The sequence below is a fragment of the Shinella sp. GW821-FHT10F02 genome (genome assembly GCF_058809275.1).
The window spans coordinates 1-21882 of record NZ_JBXASL010000016.1; the positions used below are offsets into that span (position 1 = coordinate 1).

General features: G+C 61.4%; 23 protein-coding genes, 2 tRNA genes and 1 pseudogene. 11 read left to right on the forward strand and 15 right to left on the reverse strand.

Features of this window, described 5'->3' with window-relative positions:
• Positions 1-191 precede the first annotated feature (191 nt).
• The 3 genes and pseudogenes from tnpA (at position 192) to AC1RWL_RS31300 (ending at position 1787) form a co-directional block, all read left to right on the forward strand.
• The gene (gene tnpA, locus AC1RWL_RS31290; protein WP_493097399.1) at positions 192-626 is read left to right on the forward strand and encodes an IS200/IS605 family transposase; all 435 of its coding nucleotides are present in this window, start codon (positions 192-194) and stop codon (positions 624-626) included.
• Positions 627-960: 334 nt separating this feature from the next.
• Positions 961-1281 (forward strand): annotated as a pseudogene (locus AC1RWL_RS31295) (transposase); the annotation flags it as partial.
• A 344-nt stretch (positions 1282-1625) separates the two neighbouring features.
• On the forward strand, positions 1626-1787 hold the full coding sequence (locus tag AC1RWL_RS31300) for a hypothetical protein (protein ID WP_493097400.1): 162 nt from the start codon (positions 1626-1628) through the stop codon (positions 1785-1787).
• A 1434-nt stretch (positions 1788-3221) separates the two neighbouring features.
• Here AC1RWL_RS31300 and AC1RWL_RS31305 read toward each other — a convergent pair.
• Positions 3222-3311: transfer RNA gene (locus AC1RWL_RS31305), tRNA-Ser, on the reverse strand.
• Between the two features lie 367 nt (positions 3312-3678).
• Between AC1RWL_RS31305 and AC1RWL_RS31310 the strand changes: the two genes are divergently transcribed.
• From AC1RWL_RS31310 to AC1RWL_RS31330, 5 genes are all read left to right on the forward strand, one after another.
• Complete coding sequence (locus tag AC1RWL_RS31310) at positions 3679-3891, forward strand: hypothetical protein (protein ID WP_256115902.1); 213 nt, start codon at positions 3679-3681, stop codon at positions 3889-3891.
• A 199-nt stretch (positions 3892-4090) separates the two neighbouring features.
• A complete protein-coding gene (locus AC1RWL_RS31315) occupies positions 4091-4615 on the forward strand; it encodes a DUF992 domain-containing protein (protein ID WP_256115900.1) in 525 nt (174 codons plus the stop codon).
• 86 nt (positions 4616-4701) lie between these two features.
• Positions 4702-4965: a hypothetical protein gene (locus tag AC1RWL_RS31320; protein ID WP_493097401.1), complete on the forward strand. Its 264-nt coding sequence runs from the start codon at positions 4702-4704 to the stop codon at positions 4963-4965.
• A gap of 26 nt (positions 4966-4991) precedes the next feature.
• Positions 4992-5339, forward strand: a complete 348-nt coding sequence (locus AC1RWL_RS31325) for a hypothetical protein (protein ID WP_439630935.1) — start codon at positions 4992-4994, stop codon at positions 5337-5339.
• A gap of 95 nt (positions 5340-5434) precedes the next feature.
• Positions 5435-7222 (forward strand): cation:proton antiporter domain-containing protein, encoded by a 1788-nt coding sequence (locus AC1RWL_RS31330; RefSeq protein WP_493097402.1) that lies wholly within the window; start codon positions 5435-5437, stop codon positions 7220-7222.
• On the opposite strand, the gene AC1RWL_RS31335 is transcribed toward AC1RWL_RS31330, so the two are convergent.
• The 7 genes from AC1RWL_RS31335 to pcsA all read right to left on the reverse strand — a co-directional run bounded on the left by AC1RWL_RS31335 (position 7223) and on the right by pcsA (position 14587).
• Complete coding sequence (locus AC1RWL_RS31335; protein WP_435268503.1) at positions 7223-7930, reverse strand: FadR/GntR family transcriptional regulator; 708 nt, start codon at positions 7928-7930, stop codon at positions 7223-7225. It lies immediately after the preceding gene.
• Positions 7931-8130: 200 nt separating this feature from the next.
• On the reverse strand, positions 8131-9201 hold the full coding sequence (locus AC1RWL_RS31340) for a BMP family ABC transporter substrate-binding protein (RefSeq protein ID WP_435268464.1): 1071 nt from the start codon (positions 9199-9201) through the stop codon (positions 8131-8133).
• Positions 9202-9242: 41 nt separating this feature from the next.
• Positions 9243-10163, reverse strand: a complete 921-nt coding sequence (locus AC1RWL_RS31345) for an ABC transporter permease (RefSeq protein ID WP_492649619.1) — start codon at positions 10161-10163, stop codon at positions 9243-9245.
• Complete coding sequence (locus AC1RWL_RS31350) at positions 10163-11257, reverse strand: ABC transporter permease (protein ID WP_256115893.1); 1095 nt, start codon at positions 11255-11257, stop codon at positions 10163-10165. The genes AC1RWL_RS31345 and AC1RWL_RS31350 overlap by 1 nt, the downstream gene beginning before the upstream one ends.
• Positions 11247-12821, reverse strand: a complete 1575-nt coding sequence (locus AC1RWL_RS31355) for an ABC transporter ATP-binding protein (RefSeq protein ID WP_493097403.1) — start codon at positions 12819-12821, stop codon at positions 11247-11249. Before AC1RWL_RS31355 ends, AC1RWL_RS31350 begins: the two co-directional genes overlap by 11 nt.
• 50 nt (positions 12822-12871) lie before the next feature.
• On the reverse strand, positions 12872-13843 hold the full coding sequence (locus tag AC1RWL_RS31360; RefSeq protein WP_493097404.1) for a quinone oxidoreductase family protein: 972 nt from the start codon (positions 13841-13843) through the stop codon (positions 12872-12874).
• Positions 13844-13864: 21 nt separating this feature from the next.
• On the reverse strand, positions 13865-14587 hold the full coding sequence (gene pcsA / locus AC1RWL_RS31365) for a phosphatidylcholine synthase (RefSeq protein WP_256115890.1): 723 nt from the start codon (positions 14585-14587) through the stop codon (positions 13865-13867).
• Positions 14588-14836: 249 nt separating this feature from the next.
• Here pcsA and AC1RWL_RS31370 point away from each other — a divergent pair, with 249 nt between their 5' ends.
• Positions 14837-16033 carry a UbiH/UbiF family hydroxylase gene (locus AC1RWL_RS31370; RefSeq protein ID WP_493097405.1) on the forward strand — a complete coding sequence of 399 codons (1197 nt, stop codon included), beginning with the start codon at positions 14837-14839 and terminating at the stop codon, positions 16031-16033.
• On the opposite strand, the gene AC1RWL_RS31375 is transcribed toward AC1RWL_RS31370, so the two are convergent.
• Positions 16001-16963 carry an AEC family transporter gene (locus AC1RWL_RS31375; RefSeq protein ID WP_493097406.1) on the reverse strand — a complete coding sequence of 321 codons (963 nt, stop codon included), beginning with the start codon at positions 16961-16963 and terminating at the stop codon, positions 16001-16003. The genes AC1RWL_RS31370 and AC1RWL_RS31375 overlap by 33 nt on opposite strands.
• A gap of 42 nt (positions 16964-17005) precedes the next feature.
• Positions 17006-17755: a cytochrome c biogenesis CcdA family protein gene (locus AC1RWL_RS31380; protein WP_256115887.1), complete on the reverse strand. Its 750-nt coding sequence runs from the start codon at positions 17753-17755 to the stop codon at positions 17006-17008.
• Positions 17756-17987: 232 nt separating this feature from the next.
• Between AC1RWL_RS31380 and AC1RWL_RS31385 the strand changes: the two genes are divergently transcribed.
• Positions 17988-18063: transfer RNA gene (locus AC1RWL_RS31385), tRNA-Lys, on the forward strand.
• Positions 18064-18226: 163 nt separating this feature from the next.
• Here the strand turns inward: AC1RWL_RS31385 and AC1RWL_RS31390 are convergent.
• A complete protein-coding gene (locus tag AC1RWL_RS31390; protein ID WP_493097407.1) occupies positions 18227-18421 on the reverse strand; it encodes a DUF2934 domain-containing protein in 195 nt (64 codons plus the stop codon).
• A 116-nt stretch (positions 18422-18537) separates the two neighbouring features.
• Between AC1RWL_RS31390 and AC1RWL_RS31395 the strand changes: the two genes are divergently transcribed.
• A complete protein-coding gene (locus AC1RWL_RS31395) occupies positions 18538-18723 on the forward strand; it encodes a hypothetical protein (RefSeq protein WP_493097408.1) in 186 nt (61 codons plus the stop codon).
• 84 nt (positions 18724-18807) lie between these two features.
• On the opposite strand, the gene AC1RWL_RS31400 is transcribed toward AC1RWL_RS31395, so the two are convergent.
• From AC1RWL_RS31400 to AC1RWL_RS31415, 4 genes are all read right to left on the reverse strand, one after another.
• Positions 18808-19896, reverse strand: coding sequence for a calcium-binding protein (locus AC1RWL_RS31400; RefSeq protein WP_493097409.1), 1089 nt, complete (start codon positions 19894-19896; stop codon positions 18808-18810).
• A 696-nt stretch (positions 19897-20592) separates the two neighbouring features.
• Complete coding sequence (locus AC1RWL_RS31405; RefSeq protein WP_493158600.1) at positions 20593-21045, reverse strand: BA14K family protein; 453 nt, start codon at positions 21043-21045, stop codon at positions 20593-20595.
• A 409-nt stretch (positions 21046-21454) separates the two neighbouring features.
• Positions 21455-21676, reverse strand: coding sequence for a hypothetical protein (locus AC1RWL_RS31410; protein WP_493097411.1), 222 nt, complete (start codon positions 21674-21676; stop codon positions 21455-21457).
• Positions 21673-21879: a hypothetical protein gene (locus AC1RWL_RS31415; RefSeq protein WP_493097412.1), complete on the reverse strand. Its 207-nt coding sequence runs from the start codon at positions 21877-21879 to the stop codon at positions 21673-21675. Before AC1RWL_RS31415 ends, AC1RWL_RS31410 begins: the two co-directional genes overlap by 4 nt.
• Between the last annotated feature and the right edge of the window lie 3 nt (positions 21880-21882).

The following is a 21882-nucleotide window of genomic DNA, read 5'->3' on the forward strand; positions in this document are numbered from 1 at the left end:
AGCGTGACGACGAAGAAACCGCATTGATCGTCAAGCGCTAGACCTGATCGAAGCCGCCTCCCGGGGCGGCTTCTTTCTTATAAGAGAAGTAAACCTCCACCTGCGGTGGAGGACTGGACGAGTTCTACATCGTAGTTGAGAGACCTCCGGCTTGGACCGCTTGCTTTGCGGCGACATAGAACGGAGGTTTTATGGAAGAACGATCGCAATCGCACGCGACGTCGGACTGCAAGTACCATGTTGTTTTTGCGAGTAAGTACCGGACGAAACGCCTTTACGAGGACGTGAGACGGGAGTTGGGTGAGCTTTTGCACAGGCTTGCTCGACAAAAGGAATGCGAGATCAAGGAAGGGCACCTTATGCCCGACCACGTGCATATGCTGATATCGATCCCCCCGAAGTATTCGGTTTCGCACATAGTGGGTTTTTTGAAGGGCAAGACCGCCCTTTACATTGCCAACAAATATGCGCGCAAACGGCGCTACAAAGGCTATCACTTTTGGGCGCGTGGGTACTTCGTGTCTACGGCTGGCTATGACGAGCAGGTCGTCAGACGTTATATCCGTAATCAGGAAAAGGCCGACAAAGCTTCCGACTTTGCCGACCTCTTTAATCGTAGCTACTAACTTATAGCAAAACCGCTTCTAGCGCAGCGTTTCAAACCTCCACCTCTGGTGGAGGTCATGATTTAAAGCAGATTTATTGTGCGGCGCGGCAATCATATCGTACCGAGAGTTTAGGTTTCATGCGCCAAGGCCTACTCCCTACCCGGTACACCCGAACGCCTAGAAGCGCTCTTCGGTGCGATCCTTGTTGGCCTTGACCCCCACGAGTTGATCTTTTGCAAGGCTTTATGCGAAGAGAACTTCGCCCTCTGCCCGAACGATCCTCTTCCCGACTGGAGACTGCCGGAGTTGGAGTAGGGGCAAGAAAGGACTTGCGCGGGCGACGCTGTCTTAGGGTCAGGTCAGCGATTACACCGGCGCTGCCGCCTTGCTTGATGAGCTTCTCAAGGCCAAATGGCTGCTGGCTGACCGTGGCTATGATGCTAACTGGTTTCGTGACGCTTTACAGTCCAAAGGGATCACTCCCTGCATTCCGGGTCGGAAAGCCCGGAACAAAACCGTCAAATACGACAAGCGCCGCTACAAACGGCGCAACCGGATCGAAATCATGTTCGGGCGTCTAAAGGACTGGCGGCGTGTCGCTACGCGCTACGACAGGTGCCCAATGGCCTTCTTCTCCGCCAGCGCTCTCGCCGCAACCGTTATCTTCTGCCTCTCATCAACGAGTCCTGAGCCTAGAGTGGAATTCGTATGCCATTCTCAATTGTTCGGACTGCAGGCACGAAGCCCTCAGCCTCGACCCACCGGTCGCCGATGCGCACCAGTGCCTTGCCGTTGAGCTGCACGGTCTGCGCGTCTACAGTGCCGGATATGCCCGGATGCGGGGCAACAGAGGGTCATGCCGATCATGTCATGCTCCTTGCTTGCGCTTAGCGCTCGGGCCGAGAGGTGAGGCCCAGACGAAGGTTGCGTTGTGGTGCTATAGCGCCTACATACTGCCTACCGGCTCGCGCGGGCCTCGTGGCGTCCATGCCTAGCCGAAATCCCAAGGAGAACATCATGGCATCTTCGAACGGCGCATCAGCGCCCGGCCAACCTTATGACGCCAAGACACTGGCGAAGAAGCATCGCATCTCAGTTGAAGACGCAACGAAGATCATCGCCTTGCATGGCGCTGATCGCAAAGCAGCAGACAAAGCGGCTCGTCGCATTGCGGTGTGATTGTGCCGCCTTTTTCTGAAACGAAAGCCCAATCAAAAGGCAATCAAATCTTCAACCCATTGAATAGGCTGTGATAATCGCTCAACTAAAGGAAAATCCCGTGATTGGGTCAAATGCGAAAGCCCACCACCGGGGATGAAACCGGAGTGGGCTCTGGCTCGATACACGCCTGCCTACAGGCTTACGGAAGGCGGGTGCGGCTCCAATGGTAAGCCCACCATGCAAAGCCATATCTGATGCCGTGATCCGGCGGCCCGAACGCGTACTGAGAGAGCTTCTCGTCGGTGTGCCATATCCGAAGGGCGAGGCGCATAAGTATACAGGCAAAAGCATTCGCCATACCCTCTCCTGTTACAGCTATGCCGCGCGCCGATATGTCGTTGAATAAACTAAGAATTCTACCATAGGTCGGTGAAAAACAGTGTTTATCCGCGCGCGGTGTTACGGCTATGCCGTATGGAGTCGGGAAAGATGGGCATTTCACCCATCTTTCTACAACGCTCGGACCCGAAGTTCTTATCAACCTTAGCCGGAGCTTCCCCGTGTCTTGCCACGGCGCCTTCCCGATCTCGTTGCATTGGTTGGCCGCTACGTGCTGCTTCGTCCAGCGCCCTCGTGAAAGGTTCTTCGGCTGGATAGGCGCGCAACATACGGAAGAAGTACTTCTTCCACGAAAAATGCTTTTGGGAGCATCCACACGCGCGGCTTCCGTTTCAACAAGCTGTACACGCCGATCGCATGAACGTCTAGATTTGTGCTTTCCTGCCAATCTTCGTCAGCACCCCGCTCGACCCAGTTGCCGACCAGGGTCTCAAGCAACGTATCCTTTGGGAGTTGCTTCGTGATTGGACGCCGTCGCCCAGTGACCGCGCCGCTCATCCGAGAATCCCCGTGTCCGCGGTTGCGTTGGCCCTGGCATTGTCATCAATCGCGCTGGTTCCCACAAGGCATCGGCATCAGATCGGCGGTTCAGGCTGCGACCAACTACTTTAACCGGCGGAAGATCGTCAGCTTTGGTCAGGCGGTAGACGCTGGCGCGGGAAATCGAGAGGTAGAAGCCGCCGCTGGGATAGACAGCAATGCGGGTCTCTCAGGCTTTGTCATGTTGTGGCTCCATTTTTGAAAAGCCAGCGTGCCATCCAAGCGAAAATCCTAAAATAGCTATATAAATCATACGGTTGTATTTCGTACCCAAACAGATATGTATGTCATGAAATGACATACACTGCTAAACTATTGCAACTACAGGTGTTTGACAGAAGGTGAGTTCGATATGTTCTCTATGAGACGCTTCGATCACGTTTTGTTACAAGCGCTCTGCGCTTGTAAGCAACGTTACAAGTCACAAAGCCAAGAATGGTGCGTTTCGCGGTAGGGTAACGAGAGGGATGACGCTCTGAAATAAGAAAATTACTCAATCAAAACAGAGAGCCTTGGCGGAAGAGGTGGGATTCGAACCCACGGTAGACTCTCGCCTACGCCGGTTTTCAAGACCGGTTCCTTAAACCACTCGGACACTCTTCCCCGTCGATGAAGGTGCTCTTTTCCCGGTTTTCGGAAAAGCTGCGACACCGGGTTTCGGGCCGGTTTGCCGCCCCTTCAGGCGATGCGGCTTTTTAGCAGTTTTGCCTGTCTCGTCAATGTCGGATGACGAGCCCTTGATTTGAACACAATGGCCCCCTATATCACCGTCATCGGCCTTGCTGATGAGCGCTGGAAAGCTTCTGTCGCTCGCGATGGCCGCATCACCTAATGCTTTTGACCACGGATGTACTGGCACGGGTGAACAGGTGATGATGAGGAAGGTCGGTGCGGTTTCGCCCCGGCCTTTTTTATTGCCGGAACAATCGGCGGCAGGAACTGTTTTGGTCCGTCACCAAGGAGGCTGGCCATGGAACAGACATCCACCGCAAAACTCGCCGCAGACTATCTCCGCCTCGGCGGCCGACGGCTCGCCAAGATCGACGACAACCATGTCAGCACGCGGCAATGGAAACACGAGACGCGCGCGGCGGAGGCCTACTGGAACGCGCATATCGCGCCGCTCGATGAGAAGCGCCGGGACGAAGTGATCACCCATCTGCCGACGATCAACGAGGTGTGAGCGCGCGAGTACGCGCTCCCTGCCCCATATGTTGTTGAAAAGCCTCAACCGGCGGGCACTGGCCGCATGCGTACGCACTATTTGTTAGCAAAAAGTTACTTGCCCACACTCCGCCACGATCTTCACCATGAGATGCGGCTGCGACCGGAACCAAAGCACCGGATTCGCCATTATCGTGCCAGTTAGAAGGAGTGCACAGATGAACAAGAAGCTTGGAACCGTCCTCGCGCTGAGCCTTGCGCAGGCTCTCGCAACCACGGCTGGCGCGGCAGACATGGTGATCCGCGAGGAAGCACCGGTCTCCGTCGACCGCGGCGATCGCGATGGCGTCAAGATCGGCATGCTGACCTGCGATGTCGGCGGCGGCGTGGGTTACGTGCTCGGCTCGGCGAAGTCCGTCGATTGCGTGTTCTCGTCGACCCGCGGCGAGCATGACACTTATTCCGGCGTGATCCGCAAGATGGGCGTCGACCTCGGTTTCACCACGCAGGGCCGCATCGTCTGGGCGGTCTTCGCGCCGACGGCCGGCTACCATCAGGGTTCGCTCGGCGGCCTCTACCAGGGCGCGACGGCGGAAGCCACGCTCGGCTTCGGCGTCGGCACCAACCTCTTGGTCGGCGGCACGTCCGGCTCGATCCACCTGCAGACGATCAGCGTCAGCGGTCAGATCGGCCTGAATCTTGCCGCCACCGGCACGTCGGTGACACTCACGCCGCAGGGCTGACACACGAAACGGGCGGCTTCGGCCGCCCTTTTCCATCTGGATGCGCGGCGGCGATCTGCTAGATTTCGAGGCAGAAGGAGATCATCATGGTCCGGATAGCCCTCGCCTGTCTCGCCGCCCTTTCGCTTGCCGCTTGCACTGCAGGCTATTCCGGCGGCGTCGAGCCCATTCGCGGCAGCATCACCTATAATGGGCAGTCGCGCACGAAACTCACCAAGGCGCCGATCGGCAGCACGTTCGAACACACGTTCAACGACCAATATGGTCGCCCGGTCGTCGAAACCTATCGCATCCAGCCCGATCGTTCGTTACTTCTCATCCACCGCTACGTGCGAATCGAGTATTTCTGACGCGACGACGGCAACGGAGACGGACCATGCTGGAAAGCACCGACATCGAACTGGAAGACGAACGGCTGAAGCAGCTCGACATTCTGGCCGAAGAGCGCGCCATGACGCCAACGGAACTGCTCGCGCATTACACCTCCGGCTCCTTCGGCTTCCATGAGGCGGTGCACACGACCTCGATCGTGCTCGATCTCGTCGACGACCAGCTTCTCCACCACCCTGCCATTGCCGGCAATACGGAATGGTTCCGCCTTGCGGCGCGCGCCAGCGAATCGCTGTTCAACCTCTACCAGGCGATGGGGGCGGCCCAACTCGCAACGAAAGCGGCGGATGAGGGCATGCGGCCGGAAGAGCTGAACGCCAGCAACGACGACTGAAGCGCGTCGCGTTCTTTCGGATTCGCGTCTTGCGCGGGGCGGCCGGCCGCCCTACCCTATCCTCTTGAATTCCCACGGAATCAGGATAGACGCGCTTGCCCCATGCGACACCGCTGATCGCCACGCTGGTTGCCGGTATCTGCCTCGCCTTCCTAGCGGGGCTGGTCGCCCATCGTTTTCGCCTGCCGCCGATAGCCGGCTACCTTCTGGCCGGCGTGGTCATCGGTCCCTTCACGCCGGGCTTCGTTGCCGATCAGAAACTGGCAAACGAACTGGCGGAAATCGGCGTCATCCTGCTGATGTTCGGTGTGGGCCTGCATTTTTCGCTGAAGGACCTTCTCTCTGTGCGGGCGATCGCCATTCCGGGCGCGCTCGGCCAGATCGTCGTCGCGACCTTCTTCGGCCTGTTGCTGGCGCTTGCGATGGGGTGGTCGGCGGGCAGCGGTTTCGTCTTCGGCCTGTCGCTCTCCGTCGCCAGTACCGTTGTGCTCCTGCGCGCGCTGCAGGAGCGCCGCATGGTGGAGACGGAAAAGGGGCGCATCGCGGTCGGCTGGCTGATCGTCGAGGACCTCGTCATGGTGTTGACGCTCGTGCTCCTGCCGCCGCTTGCCGGCGTGCTGGGCGGCACGGCGCAGACTGCGGATGTCGATCCGGACCTGACGCGGGCGCTGGGGATCGGCGCTGTCTGGACGGCGGTCGGCGTCACGGCGCTGAAGGTCTCGGCCTTCATCGCGCTGATGCTCGTCGTCGGCCGCAAGGTCATTCCGATGATCCTGCACTACGTGGCGCATACCGGCTCGCGCGAGTTGTTCCGGCTTTCGGTTCTGGCCATTGCGCTTGGCGTCGCCTATGGCTCGGCAAAGCTCTTCGGCGTGTCCTTTGCGCTCGGTGCTTTCTTCGCCGGCATGGTGCTGGCGGAATCGCAGCTCAGCCAGCAGGCCGCGCGCGAAACCCTGCCGCTGCGCGATGCCTTCGCGGTGCTGTTCTTCGTCTCCGTCGGCATGCTGTTTGACCCGGTCAACCTCGTCGAGCGGCCACTGGCCATCCTCGCGACCTTCGTCACCATCGTCTTCATCAAGTCGGCGGCTGCCTACCTCATCGTCAAGGCTTTCGGTTATCCACGCACGATCGCGCTCACCATTGCCGCAAGCCTGGCGCAGATCGGCGAATTCTCCTTCATTCTGGTGGTGCTCGGCGTGGGCCTGGACTTGCTTCCGGCCGTGGCGCAGGACCTCGTCGTCGCCGGCGCGCTGTTCTCCATCCTCGTCAACCCGCTGCTGTTCATGGCGGTCGACCATTACGGCGCAAAGCTGGATGCCGCAGAGGAAACGGAGGGCGGCGAGGATGCGGCTGCACAGCCGGAGGAACCGGACGAAGACGAGCCGGAACCGACGACGCTCAGCGATCACGCGGTGGTGGTGGGCTATGGCGGCGTCGGCAGGCGCATCGTCGAGCGGCTGCGCGGGGCCGGCATTCCCCTTATCGTCATCGAGGAGCGGGCGGGTGTTGCCGAAGCGCTGCGCGAACAGGGCATCGAGGCGATCGGCGAGCCGGCGGGCAATCGCGGCGTGCTGGCGCAGGCGAACATCGCGGGCGCGCGCTGGTTGATAGCCGCCATTCCGGACGCCTTTGCGGCCGGCACGCTGATCGAGCAGGCGCGTTCTGCGAATGGCGCACTCGCCATCGTGGCGCGCGCGGCCTCTCGAGCCGAGGCGGACCATCTGCGGCAGTTCGGCGCCAATCACGTCATCATTGCGAAAGACGAGCTTGCCGCCGCCATGTCGGAGCAGTTGCTTGCCTTGGACGCGGAAAAGGGGCATCGGGTGACCGATGGCGGCAGCGCGCAGGGTGAACTCGATCTCCCCGCACCCTCCCCGACCTGACTAGTTTTCGTGACGCAGCGCCTGGACGACGCGCTCGCGGCCGACCCTGATGACATTCTCCATGGCGCGGCGCGCACCGTCCTCGTCCCGCTTGTCGATCTCCTCGACGATGCGGATATGGCTGGTCGAGACGTCGCCGATCTTGCCGCGGTCGGCGGCGGGCGAAGAGAGCTTGAAGGCACCGACGAGCCCGGCCTCGATCAGGCTGCCCAGCGTGCGCAGGAAGGGGTTGCGCGAGGCTTCGAGCACCGACAGGTGGAATTTCAGGTCCGCTATGGCGAGCGTTTCCGCCGTATGCTCCGGATCGCCCATGGCGACGGCAAGGCGCATCATCTGGCTGATATCGGCCTCGGAGGCATGGCGTGCCGCAAGGGCCGCCGCATGCGGTTCGAAAGCCAGGCGTACTTCGGACAGATGCAGCAGAAAATCCTCGTTGACCCCCACGGCGAAGTACCAGGTGAGGATATCGCTGTCGAAGAGGTTCCATTGGGTGTTCGGCGTCACCCGCGTGCCGATGCGCGCGCGCGGCACGACGAGGCCCTTCGCGGCGAGCGTCTTCATCGCCTCGCGCAGGACCGTGCGGGAGACCTTGAAGCGGGCGGCGAGATCGGCATCGCCCGGCAAGGTCGCGCCGACCGGATACTCGCCGGCGATGATGGCTCTTCCGAGCTCGTTGACGACCTGCGCGTGGCTGGTGCGCGTGTTCATCCCGCTGATCACGGTCTCAAGCAAACCCCTGCGCAAGTATGTCCCCTCCTGCGCCCCAAAACACCCATTTTGTTCCGGGGCCGTCTGGCAGGTATAAAGTGCGTCGCCGATTCCGCAAAGTCCGTTCGCGTCATCCCGCTTTCACAATGAAAAAAGGCGCCTCTTGCGAGGCGCCCCTGTATCGTCGTGGGTCGGGAAGCTTACTTCGGCAGCTGGTCGTCGACGCCGGCGATGTAGAAGTTCATGCCGAGCAGCGTGCCGTCGTCGGAGACGGCGCCGTCAGCCAGCCAATCCGAGCCGTCCTGCTTCTTGATCGGGCCGGTGAAGGGGTGCAGTTCGCCGGAGCGGATCTTGGCTTCCGCTTCTTCCGCGAGCTTCTTCACGTCGTCCGGCATGTTGGTGTAGGGCGCCATGGTGAGGATGCCGTCCTTCAGGCCGTCCCAGACCTGCTCTGACTTCCAGGTGCCGTCGAGAACGGCCTTGGTGCGCTTGATGTAGTAAGCGCCCCAGGTGTCGACGATGGCGGTCAGCTGCGTTTCCGGGCCGGCCTTGATCATGTCGGATGCCTGGCCGAAGGCCTTGATGCCGCGTTCGGCGGCAACCTGCATCGGCGCGGTCGTGTCGGTGTGCTGGGTCAGGATGTCGACGCCCTGGTCGATCAGCGCCTTGGCGGCGTCGGCTTCCTTGCCGGGGTCGAACCAGGTGTTGGCCCAGATGACCTTGACCTTGAAGTCCGGGTTGATCGACTGCGCGCCGTGCACGAAGGAATTGATGCCCATCACCACTTCCGGGATCGGGAAGGAGGCGATGTAGCCGGCAACACCCTTCTGGGACATCTTTGCCGCGATCAGGCCCTGAATATAGCGACCTTCATAGAAGCGCGAATTGTAGGTCGCGACGTTCGGGCCGGATTTGAAGCCGGTCGCATGTTCGAACTTCACGTCCGGGAATTTTTCTGCGACCTTGACGGTCGCGTCCATGAAGCCGAACGACGTGGTGAAGACCAGCGCGCAGCCCGAACGCGCCATGCGCTCGATGGCGCGCTCGGCATCCGGGCCCTCCGGCACGTTTTCCAGGAACGGCGTTTCGATCTTGTCGCCGAATTCGGCCTGGAGCGCCTGGCGGCCGATGTCGTGCGCCTGCGTCCAGCCGCCGTCGGTCTTGGAGCCGACATAGATGAAGCAGATCTTTGTGGCGTCCTGGGCATTGGCGGCGGCGGCAAAGCCGAGAACGGCGGCCGAGGTGGCGAGAGCGAGAATGATTTTCTTCATTTTATCCTCTGTGGTTAGAAGTGGTTGTTTTTCTTGTTTTCCTATCGATCGGGCACGAAGGGCTTGCCGAGCGAGGCGGGCGTGTTGATCAGCGTGGTGCGCCGATTGTGCGATATCAGGACGAGCACGATCACAGTGGCGGCGTAGGGAAGCGCCGACAGGAACTGCGAGGGGATGCCGATGCCGAATGCCTGGGCGTGTAGCTGGCTGATCGAGACCGCACCGAAAAGATAACCACCCGCAAGCAACCGCCAGGGCCGCCACGAGGCGAAGACGACGAGCGCCAGCGCAATCCAGCCGCGCCCCGCCGACATGTTCTCCACCCATTGCGGCGTATAGACAAGCGAGAGCTGCGCACCGGCAAGCCCGGCGCAGGCGCCGCCGAACATCACGGCGAGATAGCGCGTGCGGATGACATGGATGCCGAGCGCATGGGCCGAGCCATGGCTGTCGCCGATAGCGCGCAGCTTCAGGCCCGCGCGGCTTTTGAACAGGAACCAGTTGACGCCGATGACCAGCGCGATCGACAGGTAGAAGATCAGGTCCTGCTTGAAGAGTAGCGGCCCGAGGAACGGAATGTCGGCGAGCAGCGGGATGACGATCGGTTGCAGCTTGATGCCCGACATGCCGACATAGGGCTCGCCGATCTGGCCGGAAACGCCGAGGCCGAGAATGGTGAGCGCAAGGCCGGTCGCCACCTGGTTGGCGACGAGCGTCAGCGTCAGGAAGCCGAAGAGCAGCGAAAACACCGCGCCGCAGGCAATGCCGGCGAGAATGCCGATATAGGGCGAGCCCGTCGCCTGCGTGGCGGCAAAGGCCAGCACGGCGCCCATCACCATCATGCCTTCGACGCCGAGATTGAGCACGCCCGACCGCTCGGTGACGAGTTCGCCGAGGGAAGCCAGCACCAGCGGTGTTGCGGCGGTGATGACGGTCAAGAGGATCGCTTCGATGATACCCATCAGTGCGCGCTCCCTTCCGTGGTCTGGCCGAACCGCGAGAAGACCAGCCGGATCTTGTACTGGATCAGCGTATCGCAGGAGAGCACGAAGAACAGCAGCAGCCCCTGGAAGACGCGCGTGACCTTGTCGGAGACGCTGAGCGTCAACTGCACCGCCTCGCCCCCCACATAGGTCAGCGCCAGGAACAGGCCGGCGGCGATGATGCCGAGCGGATTGAGCCGGCCGAGGAAGGCGACGATGATGGCGGTAAAGCCATAGCCGGGCGAAATGATCGGCTGGAGCTTGCCGATGGTGCCGCTGACCTCGGAAATGCCGGCAAGCCCGGCAAGCGCGCCCGAAAGAAGCATCGAGAACCAGATCATGCGTTTCGACGAGAAGCCGGCAAAGCGCCCTGCCCGCTCCGACTGGCCGAGCACGGTGATCTCGAAGCCTTTCAGCGTGTAGCGCATCATGATCCACAGCCCGACGGCGGCGATGATGGCGAAGGCGAAGCCGAGATTGGCGCGGCCCGAGGAGATGAGTTCGGGGAGGATTGCTTCCGGCACGAAATCCCGCGTCACCGGGAAATTATAGGCGTCTGGACTGCGCCACGGCCCGCGCACCAGCCAGTCGAGGAAGAGCTGGGCGATATAGACCAGCATCAGGCTCGTCAGGATCTCGTTGGTGTTCATATGCGCCTTGAGGAAGGCGGGAATGGCGGCGTAGAGCGCGCCGCCGATCATGCCGAAGATCAGCATCAGCGGCAGGACGAGCGAGGAATGCCAGTCATGGAAGACGACCGGCACGATGGCGCCCGCAATGGCACCGGCGATGAACTGCCCTTCGGCGCCGATATTCCAGTTGTTCGAGCGGTAACACACCGAAAGCCCGGCGCCGATCAGGATCAGGGGTGCTGCCTTGATGGCGATCTCGTGCAGCGACCAGATGTCGAGCAGCGGCTCGATGAAGAAGGAGTAGAGTGCCGCGACCGGGCTCTTGCCGATGAGAGCGAACATGATGCCGCCGGCCACCACCGTCAGCGCCAGCGCGAGGAAGGGCGACAGGATGGAGAAGAGCGTCGAGGGATTGGCGCGCTTTTCGAGTTCAATGCGCATGGGCCACCTCGCCGCCTTCCGTCTTGCCGTACATGCCGCCCATCAGCAGGCCGATCTTTTCGCGCGTCAGGTCGTGAGCCGGATAAACATCCGACAGCCGCCCCTCGCTGACGACGGCGATTTCCGTCGCCACCTCGAAGATTTCGTCGAGATCCTGGCTGATCACCAGCACCGCCGAGCCCGATTTCGCGAGATCCACCAGCGCCTGGCGGATGCGGCTTGCCGCCCCCGCATCGACGCCCCAGGTCGGCTGGTTGACGATCAGCACGGCTGGCTGGCGATCGAGCTCGCGCCCGACGATGTATTTTTGCAGGTTGCCGCCGGAAAGCGAACCGGCCGCCGGGTCCTCGCCGCTTTTCCGCACGTCCATCGTCTCGGAAATACGCTTGGAGGCGATGCGCACGACGGCGTGCTTGATAATGCCGAGCACACCGCCGGCAAGGAAGGTTTTCCGGTCCGACTGGTTGCGCGCCAGCACGAGATTGTCCGACAGCGGCAAAGACGGCACTGCGGCGTGGCCGTGGCGCTCCTCGGGCACGAAACCCGCGCCCATCAGCCGCCGCGCCGTGATGCCGAGATTGCCGGCGGCCTTGCCGCGAATGGCGACGGCGGAGGCTTCTGCCACCGGATATTCGCCGGAGAGCGCATCGAAAAGCTCGCCCTGCCCGTTGCCGGCAACACCGGCGATCGCCAGAACCTCGCCGCCGCGCACCTTGAGACAGACATTCTTCAGCGTAACGGCAAACGGTGTGCGCGCCGGCACGCTCAGATGATTGGCTTCGAGCAGCACCTCGCCCTTGGTGTTGGTGCCCGCGGCCGTCACCGAGGCGACGTCGCTGCCGACCATCATGCGGGCAAGCGAGGCCGGCGTTTCCTGGCGCGGGTCGCAGGCGCCGGTCACCTTGCCATGGCGCAGCACCGTCGCGCGGTCGCAGATGCGCTGCACCTCTTCCAGCCGGTGGCTGATATAGAGCACCGAGCGGCCTTCCGCCTTCAGCTTGGCGAGCGTCTCGAACAGCCGGTCGGCCTCCTGCGGCGTCAGCACCGAGGTCGGCTCGTCGAGGATGATGAGTTCCGGGTTCTGCAACAGCGCGCGCACGATCTCGATGCGCTGGCGTTCGCCCACCGAAAGGTCGGCGACATGCGCCTTCGGATCGAGCGGCAGGCCGTAAAGGTGCGACAGGCGCGAGGCCTCTTCCGCCACCTTGGAGAGCGAAATGCCGGGGCTCAGCGACAGCGCGATGTTTTCGGCGACCGTCAGCGCCTCGAACAGCGAAAAATGCTGGAAAACCATGCCGATGCCGAGGCGGCGTGCAGCGCCGGGGCTCGGGATGCGCACGGGCTCGCCCTTCCACAGGATCTGCCCGCTGGTCGGCGAAAGCACGCCGAAGAGCATTTTCACGAGGGTGGATTTTCCGGCGCCGTTCTCGCCCAGCAGGGCGTGGATTTCGCCGGGCCGGATATCGAGATCGATGCCGTTGCATGCGGCAAACGAACCAAAAAGTTTCGTCAGGCTGCGGACAGCCAGCAACGGGCTGCCCTCGGACGCTCCAACGGCTGACACTCTGCCCCTCTTTCCTGCGGTCTCAGCCCTTGCCGCCCATTCGGGTCGTGTCAGGGAATGAGCAACGTCGTTCCACTCGTTTTTCTTGCTTCCAGATCCGTGTGCGCCCGTCCTGCCTCGGACAACGGATAAGTCTGATTAATATTGATACGCACTTTGTTGCTTTGCACAATATCAAAGAGCGAGTTTGCACATGCATCGAGCGCCTCGCGCGTCGGGATGTAGGCGAAGAGCGTCGGCCGCGTCGTGTAGAGCGAGCCCTTTTGCGACAGCAGGCCGAGGTTGAAGGCATCGACCGGGCCGGAGGAATTGCCGAAGCTGACGAACAGGCCGCGCGGCTTCAGGCAGTCCAGTGACTGCGGGAACGTGTCCTTGCCGACGGAATCGTAGACGACGTCGACGCCCGCCCCACCGGTCAATTCGCGCACCCGCGCGACGAAATCGTCCTTGCCGTAGTCGATGACATGGTCATAGCCATGCGCGAGCGCGAGGTCGATCTTCGCCTGCGAGCCCGCCGTGCCGATCACCGTGGCGCCGAGCGCCTTCGCCCACTGGCCGGCAATGAGGCCGACGCCGCCCGCCGCCGCATGGAACAGCAGCACGGTGCCCGGCTTCACCTGATAGGTCTGAAGCAGCAGGTACTGCGCCGTCATGCCCTTCAGCATCATGGCGGCCGCGGTTTCGAGCGAAATGCCCTCCGGCACCTTCACCAGATGTCTGGTCGCGACATTGCGTTCCACCGCATAGGCGCCATCCGCCGAGGCATAGGCGACGCGGTCGCCGATGGCGAAATCCGTGACGCCTTCACCGAGCGCGGTGACCGTTCCGGCGCCTTCTTTGCCGGGAACGAAGGGAAGCTCCGTCTTGTAGAGGCCGGTGCGGAAATAGACGTCGATGAAGTTGAGGCCGATGGCGGCCTGCCTGATCTGCACCTCGCCGGGGCCGGGTGCGGCAAGCGGCACATCCTCCAGCGTCAGGACTTCCGGTCCGCCGAGACTGCGGATGACAATCGCCTTGGTCATGCTGGTTCTCCCGAGAATTGGCTACCGCCCGAGGCTGGGAAAGGCCTGCAGGACGGCGCCGATGACATAAAGATAGAGCCCCGTCGCCACGACACCCCAGACCACCCAGGCCGGCGTATCGAAATGCAGCAGAAGCGCGTAGCCGCTGAGCAGCGCCCACAGGAAGAAGACGCCGAGATTGATCGCCCTCAGCCGCTCGACGCGCACGGGATGCAGGAAATTGATCGGCATGAAGGTGAGGAAGACGGAGACGAAGACGATGATCGACGCCGTCAATTCGCTCGCCTGGATGACGAAGAGCGTGAACACCACCATGTTCCAGACGACGGGAAAGCCGGAGAAGAAATATTCATCCGTCTTCATGCCCATGTCGGCATAATAGATGGCGCTGGAGACGACGATGGCGCCGGCCGCCACGAAGGACCACGGTTCGCCGATCATGCCGCTCTGGTAGAGCGCAAAGGCCGGCAGCAGCACGTAGGTCACGTAGTCGATGACATTGTCCAGCGTATCACCGGACCAGTTCGGCAGCACTTCCTTGACCCGCACCTTGCGCGCGATCGGCCCGTCGATGCCATCGACGACGAGCGCCAGGCCCAGCCACCAGAACATGTCGACGAAACGGTGTTCGGCCGCCGCCACGACGCCGAGAAAGGCGAGGAACGACCCGGATGCCGTCAGGATATGGACGGAAAAGGCACGGATTTCCGCGTAGGGCACGCGCTTGTAGTTGAAAAACTTCATCGCCTTTGGCTGTCCATCCCTTGAGGGGCTTTCATCGGCCGCGGTTCGCCGAACACGCCCTCTTACGCGGTCACTGCCGGTAATATGCATTGATTGCCCGGCATCGCCAGTGAAAATCGGCTGCCTGCCGGGCGGTTCCGGCGCCTGCGCCGATTCATCCCATGGAAATTGCCTCTTTGCGGGCCTAGTCTTCCCGCAGTAGAAGCAGCCAAATCTGTGGGTAACGCTTCGCTGTCTGAGAGGTCGGTCATGAAGGAATTCGATATCGCGATCGTCGGCGCCGGCCTTGCCGGCAACCTCGCGGCCCTCGCGCTTGCCGATTCGGGGCGAAGCGTCGCGCTGATCGCCCCGCCCACGCGCGCCGCCGATGGCCGCACAACGGCGCTGATGGACCAGTCGATCGCCTTCCTGAAGACGCTTGGCCTGTGGGACGAAATCGCGCGCCATGCCGCGGCCCTCGAAACCATGCAAATCCTCGACGGCACGACGCGGCTCCTGCGCGCCCCGCCGGTCGCCTTCCGCTCCAGCGAGGTCGGCCTTCCCGCCTTCGGCTACAACATTCCGAATGCGCCCTTCCTCGACGTGCTGAACACGCAGATCGCCGCCCGCGAAAACATCGTCCGGCTGGAAAGCGGCGTGACGGCCGCCACCGCCTTCGAGCACGGCGTCGAACTCGGACTGGACGATGGCGAACGCGTTACGGCACGCCTCGTCGTCGGGGCCGACGGCAAGAAATCGAAGATCCGCGACAGCGCCGGCATCGCCGTCAGCGCCTGGTCCTATCCGCAGGCCGCCCTCGTGCTCAATTTTGCGCATGAGCGGCCGCACGGCAATGTCTCGACGGAATTCCACACGGAAAGCGGCCCCTTCACCCAGGTCCCCCTGCCTGGCCGCCGTTCCAGTCTCGTCTGGGTCCTGCCGCCGAAGGAAGCGGCGCGGCTGCGCGAACTCCCTGTCGCTGACCTCGGCCGCGCCGTGGAAGAGCGCATGCAATCCATGCTCGGCAAGGTCACCGTCGAGGGCACGCCGCAGAGTTTTCCGCTCTCCGGCATGACGGCCCGGCATTTCGGCAAGGGGCGTTTCGTGCTGGTGGGCGAAGCCGCCCACGCCTTCCCGCCGATCGGCGCCCAGGGCCTCAATCTCAGCCTGCGCGACATCATGGCGCTGAAGGACCTCATCCAGGAGGGCGATGACGGCATCGGCGAGCGTTTCGACCGCAAGCGGCAGGCCGATATCCGCACGCGTACCATGAGCGTCGACCTGCTCAACCGCTCGCTTCTGTCCGATTTCCTGCCCGTGCAGTTCCTGCGCTCGGCAGGCCTGCACCTGCTCTCGGCACTCGGGCCATTGCGCAGCATCGTCATGCGCGAGGGTATCGAGCCCGGCGGCTCGCTGAAGGCATTTCGCGACGGTTTACGGGAACGGGTCGCCCGCAAGCAGGCCTGACTTGATCAGGTAAAGCAGGATCGTCACCGTCGCGACGGACAGCACCGTCGTGATCAGAATCGTCGCGGAAGCCCGCTCTTGCCACACGCCATATTGCTGGCCGATGACGAAAACATTCGTTGCCGTCGGCAGTGCCGCAAGCAGCACGGCGGTGAACACCCAGACCGGATCGAAATTGCCGGCAAGCCCAAGCACGACATACATGGTGACCGGCAGCAGCAAAAGTTTCGCCGGCACGATATAGCCGATCTCCATCGGCACACGCTTCAAGGGCCTCAGCGCCAGCGTCACGCCCATGGCAAAGAGCGCGCAAGGCGCTGCTGCCTGCGCCAGGTAGTCGATCAGCCGTTGCAGCGGCGCCGGCGGCTCGAAGCCGGCAAAGGCCGCGACAAAGCCCGCGGCCGTGGCGATGATGAAGGGATGCGTGACGATCTTGTGTACGATGCCGCCGGCAATCTGGATCGCCGGCCGCTTTTCCCCGCCGGCCAGCGCCATCAGCGCGGGTGCTACCATGAAGTGCAGCATGTTCTCGAAGCAGAAGACCAGCGCCACCGGCACCGCCGCCGGCTCCCCGAAGGCCAGCAGCGCCAGCCCCGGCCCCATATAGCCGATATTACCATAGGCCGCCGCTAGCCCCTGGATGGTCGCCTCGCCGATCGTCGCGCGCCGCAGCCAGAGCCCAACGGCGAAGACGAGGCCGAAGACCAGGTAGGTCGCGCTGATATTGGCGACGATGAAATCGACGCGTGTCAGCTGCTCGATCGGCGTCTTGGCCACCAGCTTGAAGAACAGCGCCGGCAGCGCGATGTAGATGATGAAGGTGTTGAGCCAGCCGAGCGCCTCGACCGGCTGCCGGGTGATCTTCGCGACCACGTAACCGAGCAGGATCATGCCGAAGAACGGCAGGACCAATCCGATGATGTCAGCCATGCGCCGTCGTCGATTCCCGCTTGCCGAGGATGATGTTTCGACCTAGCCGATTTGCGAGAGAATGGGAAACGTTTGCTGGAACCAGATGGCGACCGCGCTGATATAGCCGAAGATGAAGGCCAGGCCGGTGAGGATGAGCAGCACCCCCATCGCCTTTTCCACCGTGCCGAGATGGCGGCGGAACCGCACGAGGAAGCGCATGAAGGCGCCGGAAAAGCCGGCCGCGATCCAGAACGGCACCGCAAGCCCCAGCGAATAGACCGCCAGCAGCGCCGCCCCGTCGCCGACCGTCTCGCGCGCCGCCGCCACGCCGAGGATCGCCCCCAGCACCGGCCCGATGCACGGCGTCCAGCCGAAGGCGAAGGCGAGCCCCATGATATAAGCGCCCGACGCCGTCGCCGGCTTGCCGCCGCCCTGGAACCGCGCTTCGCGGGCAAAAAGCCCGATGCGCAGCAGCCCAAGGAAATGCAGCCCCATCAAGATGATGATGACGCCGCCGATCTGCGCGAGAATGTCGAGATGCCGCCGCAGCACCATGCCGATCGTCGAGGCGCCGGCCCCAAGCGCCACGAAAACCGTGGCAAAGCCGAGCGTGAAACAGAAGGCGGCCAGCAGCACCGCGCCGCGCGTATCCCGCCGCACCGCCACTGCATCGTTGCCACGAAACTGCTCGACCGAAATGCCCGCCATGTAACAGAGGTAGGGTGGCACAAGCGGCAGCACACAGGGCGAAAGAAACGAGAGCGCCCCGGCCAGGAGCGCGCTCAACAGGGAAATATCGGCGATCGACAAGGGCTACTCCGCGACGGCAAGCCGGAACCGGCCGAGCCCACCAACATGGCCTCGCCCGCTCCCGCATTTGCGCCTTCTGATATCCCCCGTGCCCCCCTCCTGCCAATCACCTTTTGGAGAACGCGGCGAAATGCAGCAAAACCTGTTTTTCGCCGCATTTTCCGGGTTGACCCGGCAAACCCTCCTGCATATGTTCCGCGCACTTCCGCGGGGCTCCATTTGCGCCGCCTGGGAGCGCGTAGCTCAGCCGGTAGAGCAACTGACTTTTAATCAGTAGGTCCAGGGTTCGAATCCCTGCGCGCTCACCACCGAAGTCTCAATGAAATCAATGTTGTAGACTAGGTAATTCAAGGTAACTCTTACGCGGATTTAGCGCCCTTTACCTCGGCTTCGCGAGCATTTACGGCACATGATTGGCACACGGCATATGGAAGGCCGCCCTTCTCTCACGAGTCAGGCGGCAGTGACAACTCAATGCGTCCGCTTCGCCGCCAGTAGGCCGACAACATTACCCTGATCTCTCCGCGCGGCCTCGGCAGCTTCCTCCTCCTGGATTTCCCGCTCTGCCTGCAGCCAGTGGCCGAGCGTCCGGCCATCGAGTGAACCTTCCTGCTGCCACAGTTCGAAAGCCCTCGCCTTGATCCGCCTGTCGCGTTCGTCCTGCATTTCGTGATCTCCTAATGTTGGATGAGATGAATGTGCAGGAGATCGGGTTGTTCCTTTGTGGTCGGGAACATCGTCGACCTGCTTCCGTTGCAGCTTGACCAACAGGAGGACGAGCAATGGCGATTGAGAACGCACCGACCGACAAGGGCAAGGAAGGCGCAAGAGGCCTTCACAAAGCCACACGAGCCGAGGAGCGCAAGATCGAGGCCGAGAAGGGCTCAGACCTCGCTAAGGGCGCCGATCGCTTCGAGGAACGCTCTAGGAGCTCAGACGGGAGGAGTGCCGGCGAAAAGCAGAAGTGAACCGGCAGTTTTGAAAAAGGGGATACCGGGCGGCGTATATAGTGCGGCTGTTGCGCTAGAAGGGGCCTATTTCCAGCCACGAGCCTAAAGTAGAAAGTCCGTCCGGGGCAGCCTAACGGCATTATCGAGGTGCAAGGTGAAGTTGGCGCTTCCATCTCCATCGGTGTCACCATAGACATATGTGTCTGACGCGAACCTTTCGTAACGAAGTTCGCCAGCTTTCTTGTGAAACGAGCCGCTTCCAAGGTAGACTAACGCCTGGTTGCCTGGCTCCTTTGTGTTAGCGTCTATCGCAGACAGGTCGATGACATCCTTTTCAGGCTGCGAGAAGTCGAAAATTGTGTCGGTACCTGATTTTGACTTGTACATGTCTGCTGGAGACTTGAAGACGAAAACGTCCTTGCCGGCGCCTCCATAGAGATCGTCCGCTCCGTTCCCTCCGTATAGCTTGTCGTTACCGCCCCCTCCACCCAAAAGGTCGTTTCCCGCACCGCCGGTCAAAGCGTTCGCTGCCGCATTCCCGTACAACTTGTCAGAACGACCCGAACCACTGAGGTTCTCAATCAAAAAGTAAGTGTCGCCTTTGGCGTCGTTAGTGTTTAGAGCAGCATTCTCGAGGCTTGCGACTACACCCTTCGATGTTCCGGCATAGGATGCCGTGTCCCTTCCCGCGCCGCCATTTACCAGGTCCGCCCCAGAGCCGCCGGTAAGTATATCATCGCCAGCGCCGCCATAAAGTGTGTCATCACGGAATCCCGCCTTCAGCGTGTCGTTCCCACTATAACCATTTATGATGGTAGTCCCGTACTGTGACTGGACAACGCTTGCGTCGATTTCATCGTTTCCACGCAGCAGGTAGCTCAAAAGAGACCGGCCATTTCCGTTTTCAATCAAATCAAGGACCTTGCCAACATCGGCGTTGAGACCTGTAAAATTAATAAAAGTATTTGACGCATCTCGATAGAAATAAACGAACTCACGAATACTACCAGAAATACTACCATGCCCATCTATCGTGAATTTTCCATAGTATACATATTTGTAACTCGTCGACTGATTCTGGTTAAGGAGCGTTATCGCCGTTGCATTAAGATCCGTGATCTCACCGAGAATCCACTTCTCAATATAGTCGGGCCTGAAGGTGCCATCCTCCGTAGTGATTACTGTAGCCATATTAAAACTCACTTGCATTCAAGGCTTTTAATGTCTTTATCCATGTCGCGGTAGAAATCATCCAGTCCACCAGATGTGCGAAACTCATCTGCAACCTGGTAAATTTCGATAGGCGTGAACCCGTGAGCGTTTATGAGTTCTCGGGCGTTGTCGGTGTCCTCGTTTAATGATTTTATCTGCACTAGCCACGGGTTTTACGGTCCCCCACCTGACCACCCATACTCGCTAGTAAAATGCTCCCGTTCTCGGAAGTCCTCAACGGCCCGCGCGACTTCGTAGACTTCCCGCTCATACGCGGTGCAGGCAACTGCATCGGTGACCACGCCGGTTGCTGGAATTGCAGCAATTATCCCGATAATCCATCCGCGCATGAATTCCTCCCTCAAGGTGCACCATCCTCGCACCGCACTGTGAGGTTGTCGAGGGGTGTCCCCAAACCTGGGTAACCCTACCAACGCAGTTTTGCACCGAATGATTTCAGGGGGGCGCGCTCTTGCGGGGCCGGATGGTTCGCCATATTGGCGAAACCTTTACAACGAAAGGCCGCCCGCCTCATAGAAGTGGACGCTTTGTAGACGGCCAGCGTCCGTCTTCTATCGGCGATTGTGTGTTGCAGCCTAAGAAAACGAAAGCACCGGAAATCAAAAAGGGCCGCGGAATTCCGCGGCCCTCGAATGTCTGCATCACGTTCAAGCATTAGTACGGCGAGACGCATCGCGCTCTGGCGCCTGCATACGGCACATATGTATCGTCGGACGCCCGGTACGTCCTATAACGGTTGGCGCACCATTGAGCGTGCGAGCTGCCGTACGACGGCTGGCTGCTTACTGCGCCACCGATGATCGCGCCGGCACCGAAGGCAGCGAGCGGGTACCACCAGCCGTCGCTGTTGCGGCGATAGCCTGCGCGGCGGTCGCGATAGCCCCGATGGCCATTCCAATCCCGCCGTTCGGCACGCCAGGTGTCCCCGCGACGATTGTCGCGTTTGTCCCATCGCTGGGGCCGCTTCTTCTTATACTGAACCTGCTCCACGCTCGAGCCGATCTCCAACCGAAGCGGGCTAATGGGCGCGGCGTAGACCGGGGCCACGGACGTCATGGCCACCATGCAGCCCACAATGCCTACCGCCATTTTGGAAAAAATATTCATCATCATAACTCCTATCTTCAATTCGGCTGACAATAGAGGAGCGCAATGAACCTAAGGTGAACGGTGCGAATGAGGTGTTGGCGCCACAACGAAAAAGCCGCCCGCCTTGGTAGGGCGAGCGGCTTCAAATGCCAGCGCTCGGTGGGCGGCGGCCTCCCTGGTAAGAAAAAAGCCGCGCTCTACCCCCTGGGGAGCGCGGTGAGCTGCTCGCCGCAACATGCGCGAAAAGGCGAGCAGGAAACTTGTGGGTGCCGCCGCATTCTGGACGTGTCCAGTCGACCAGGGCAGCGGCACCCGGCGCGACGTTGTTACCAAGCTACGCCGCGCCGCCCGTCTTCACGGACCGGGCAAGGTCCTCCTGCCGGACACGCGGCCGGCGGGAGGCGGCGCTGAACTCGCGCCGAGAAACTTACTTCTTGATTAGGTGGTCCCAGCCGCCGGCGCGCAGGAAGCACTCGCCGAAGCCGGAACGTTGCGTCACATCATCGACGCTGAGAGTGACGGTATCGCTTTGCTCACGCATTGCCGCCCAAGTCTGCTCGAAGACCCATGCTGCGAAATCGACCATGCGCTCTGGATCAGTGCGGAGTTCGGCTATGTATTTCTGTCCATTCGCCCGCCAATCGGTCATGCCGCCACCTCCAACTCTGCGATTTCCCCGCGTTCCAGTTCGGCCGCAGCCAACGCCGACATGTGTCTCAGAGCGGCTGCCCGCATCATGCCGGCGATTATCTCAAACCACTCGGCCGCTCCGCTGATGGTGTCTACCAGTTCCTGGCCGATGCCTGGCGTGCGGCAGCAAGCTGCTGCCATGTCATCCTTGGTGCGAAACATCGT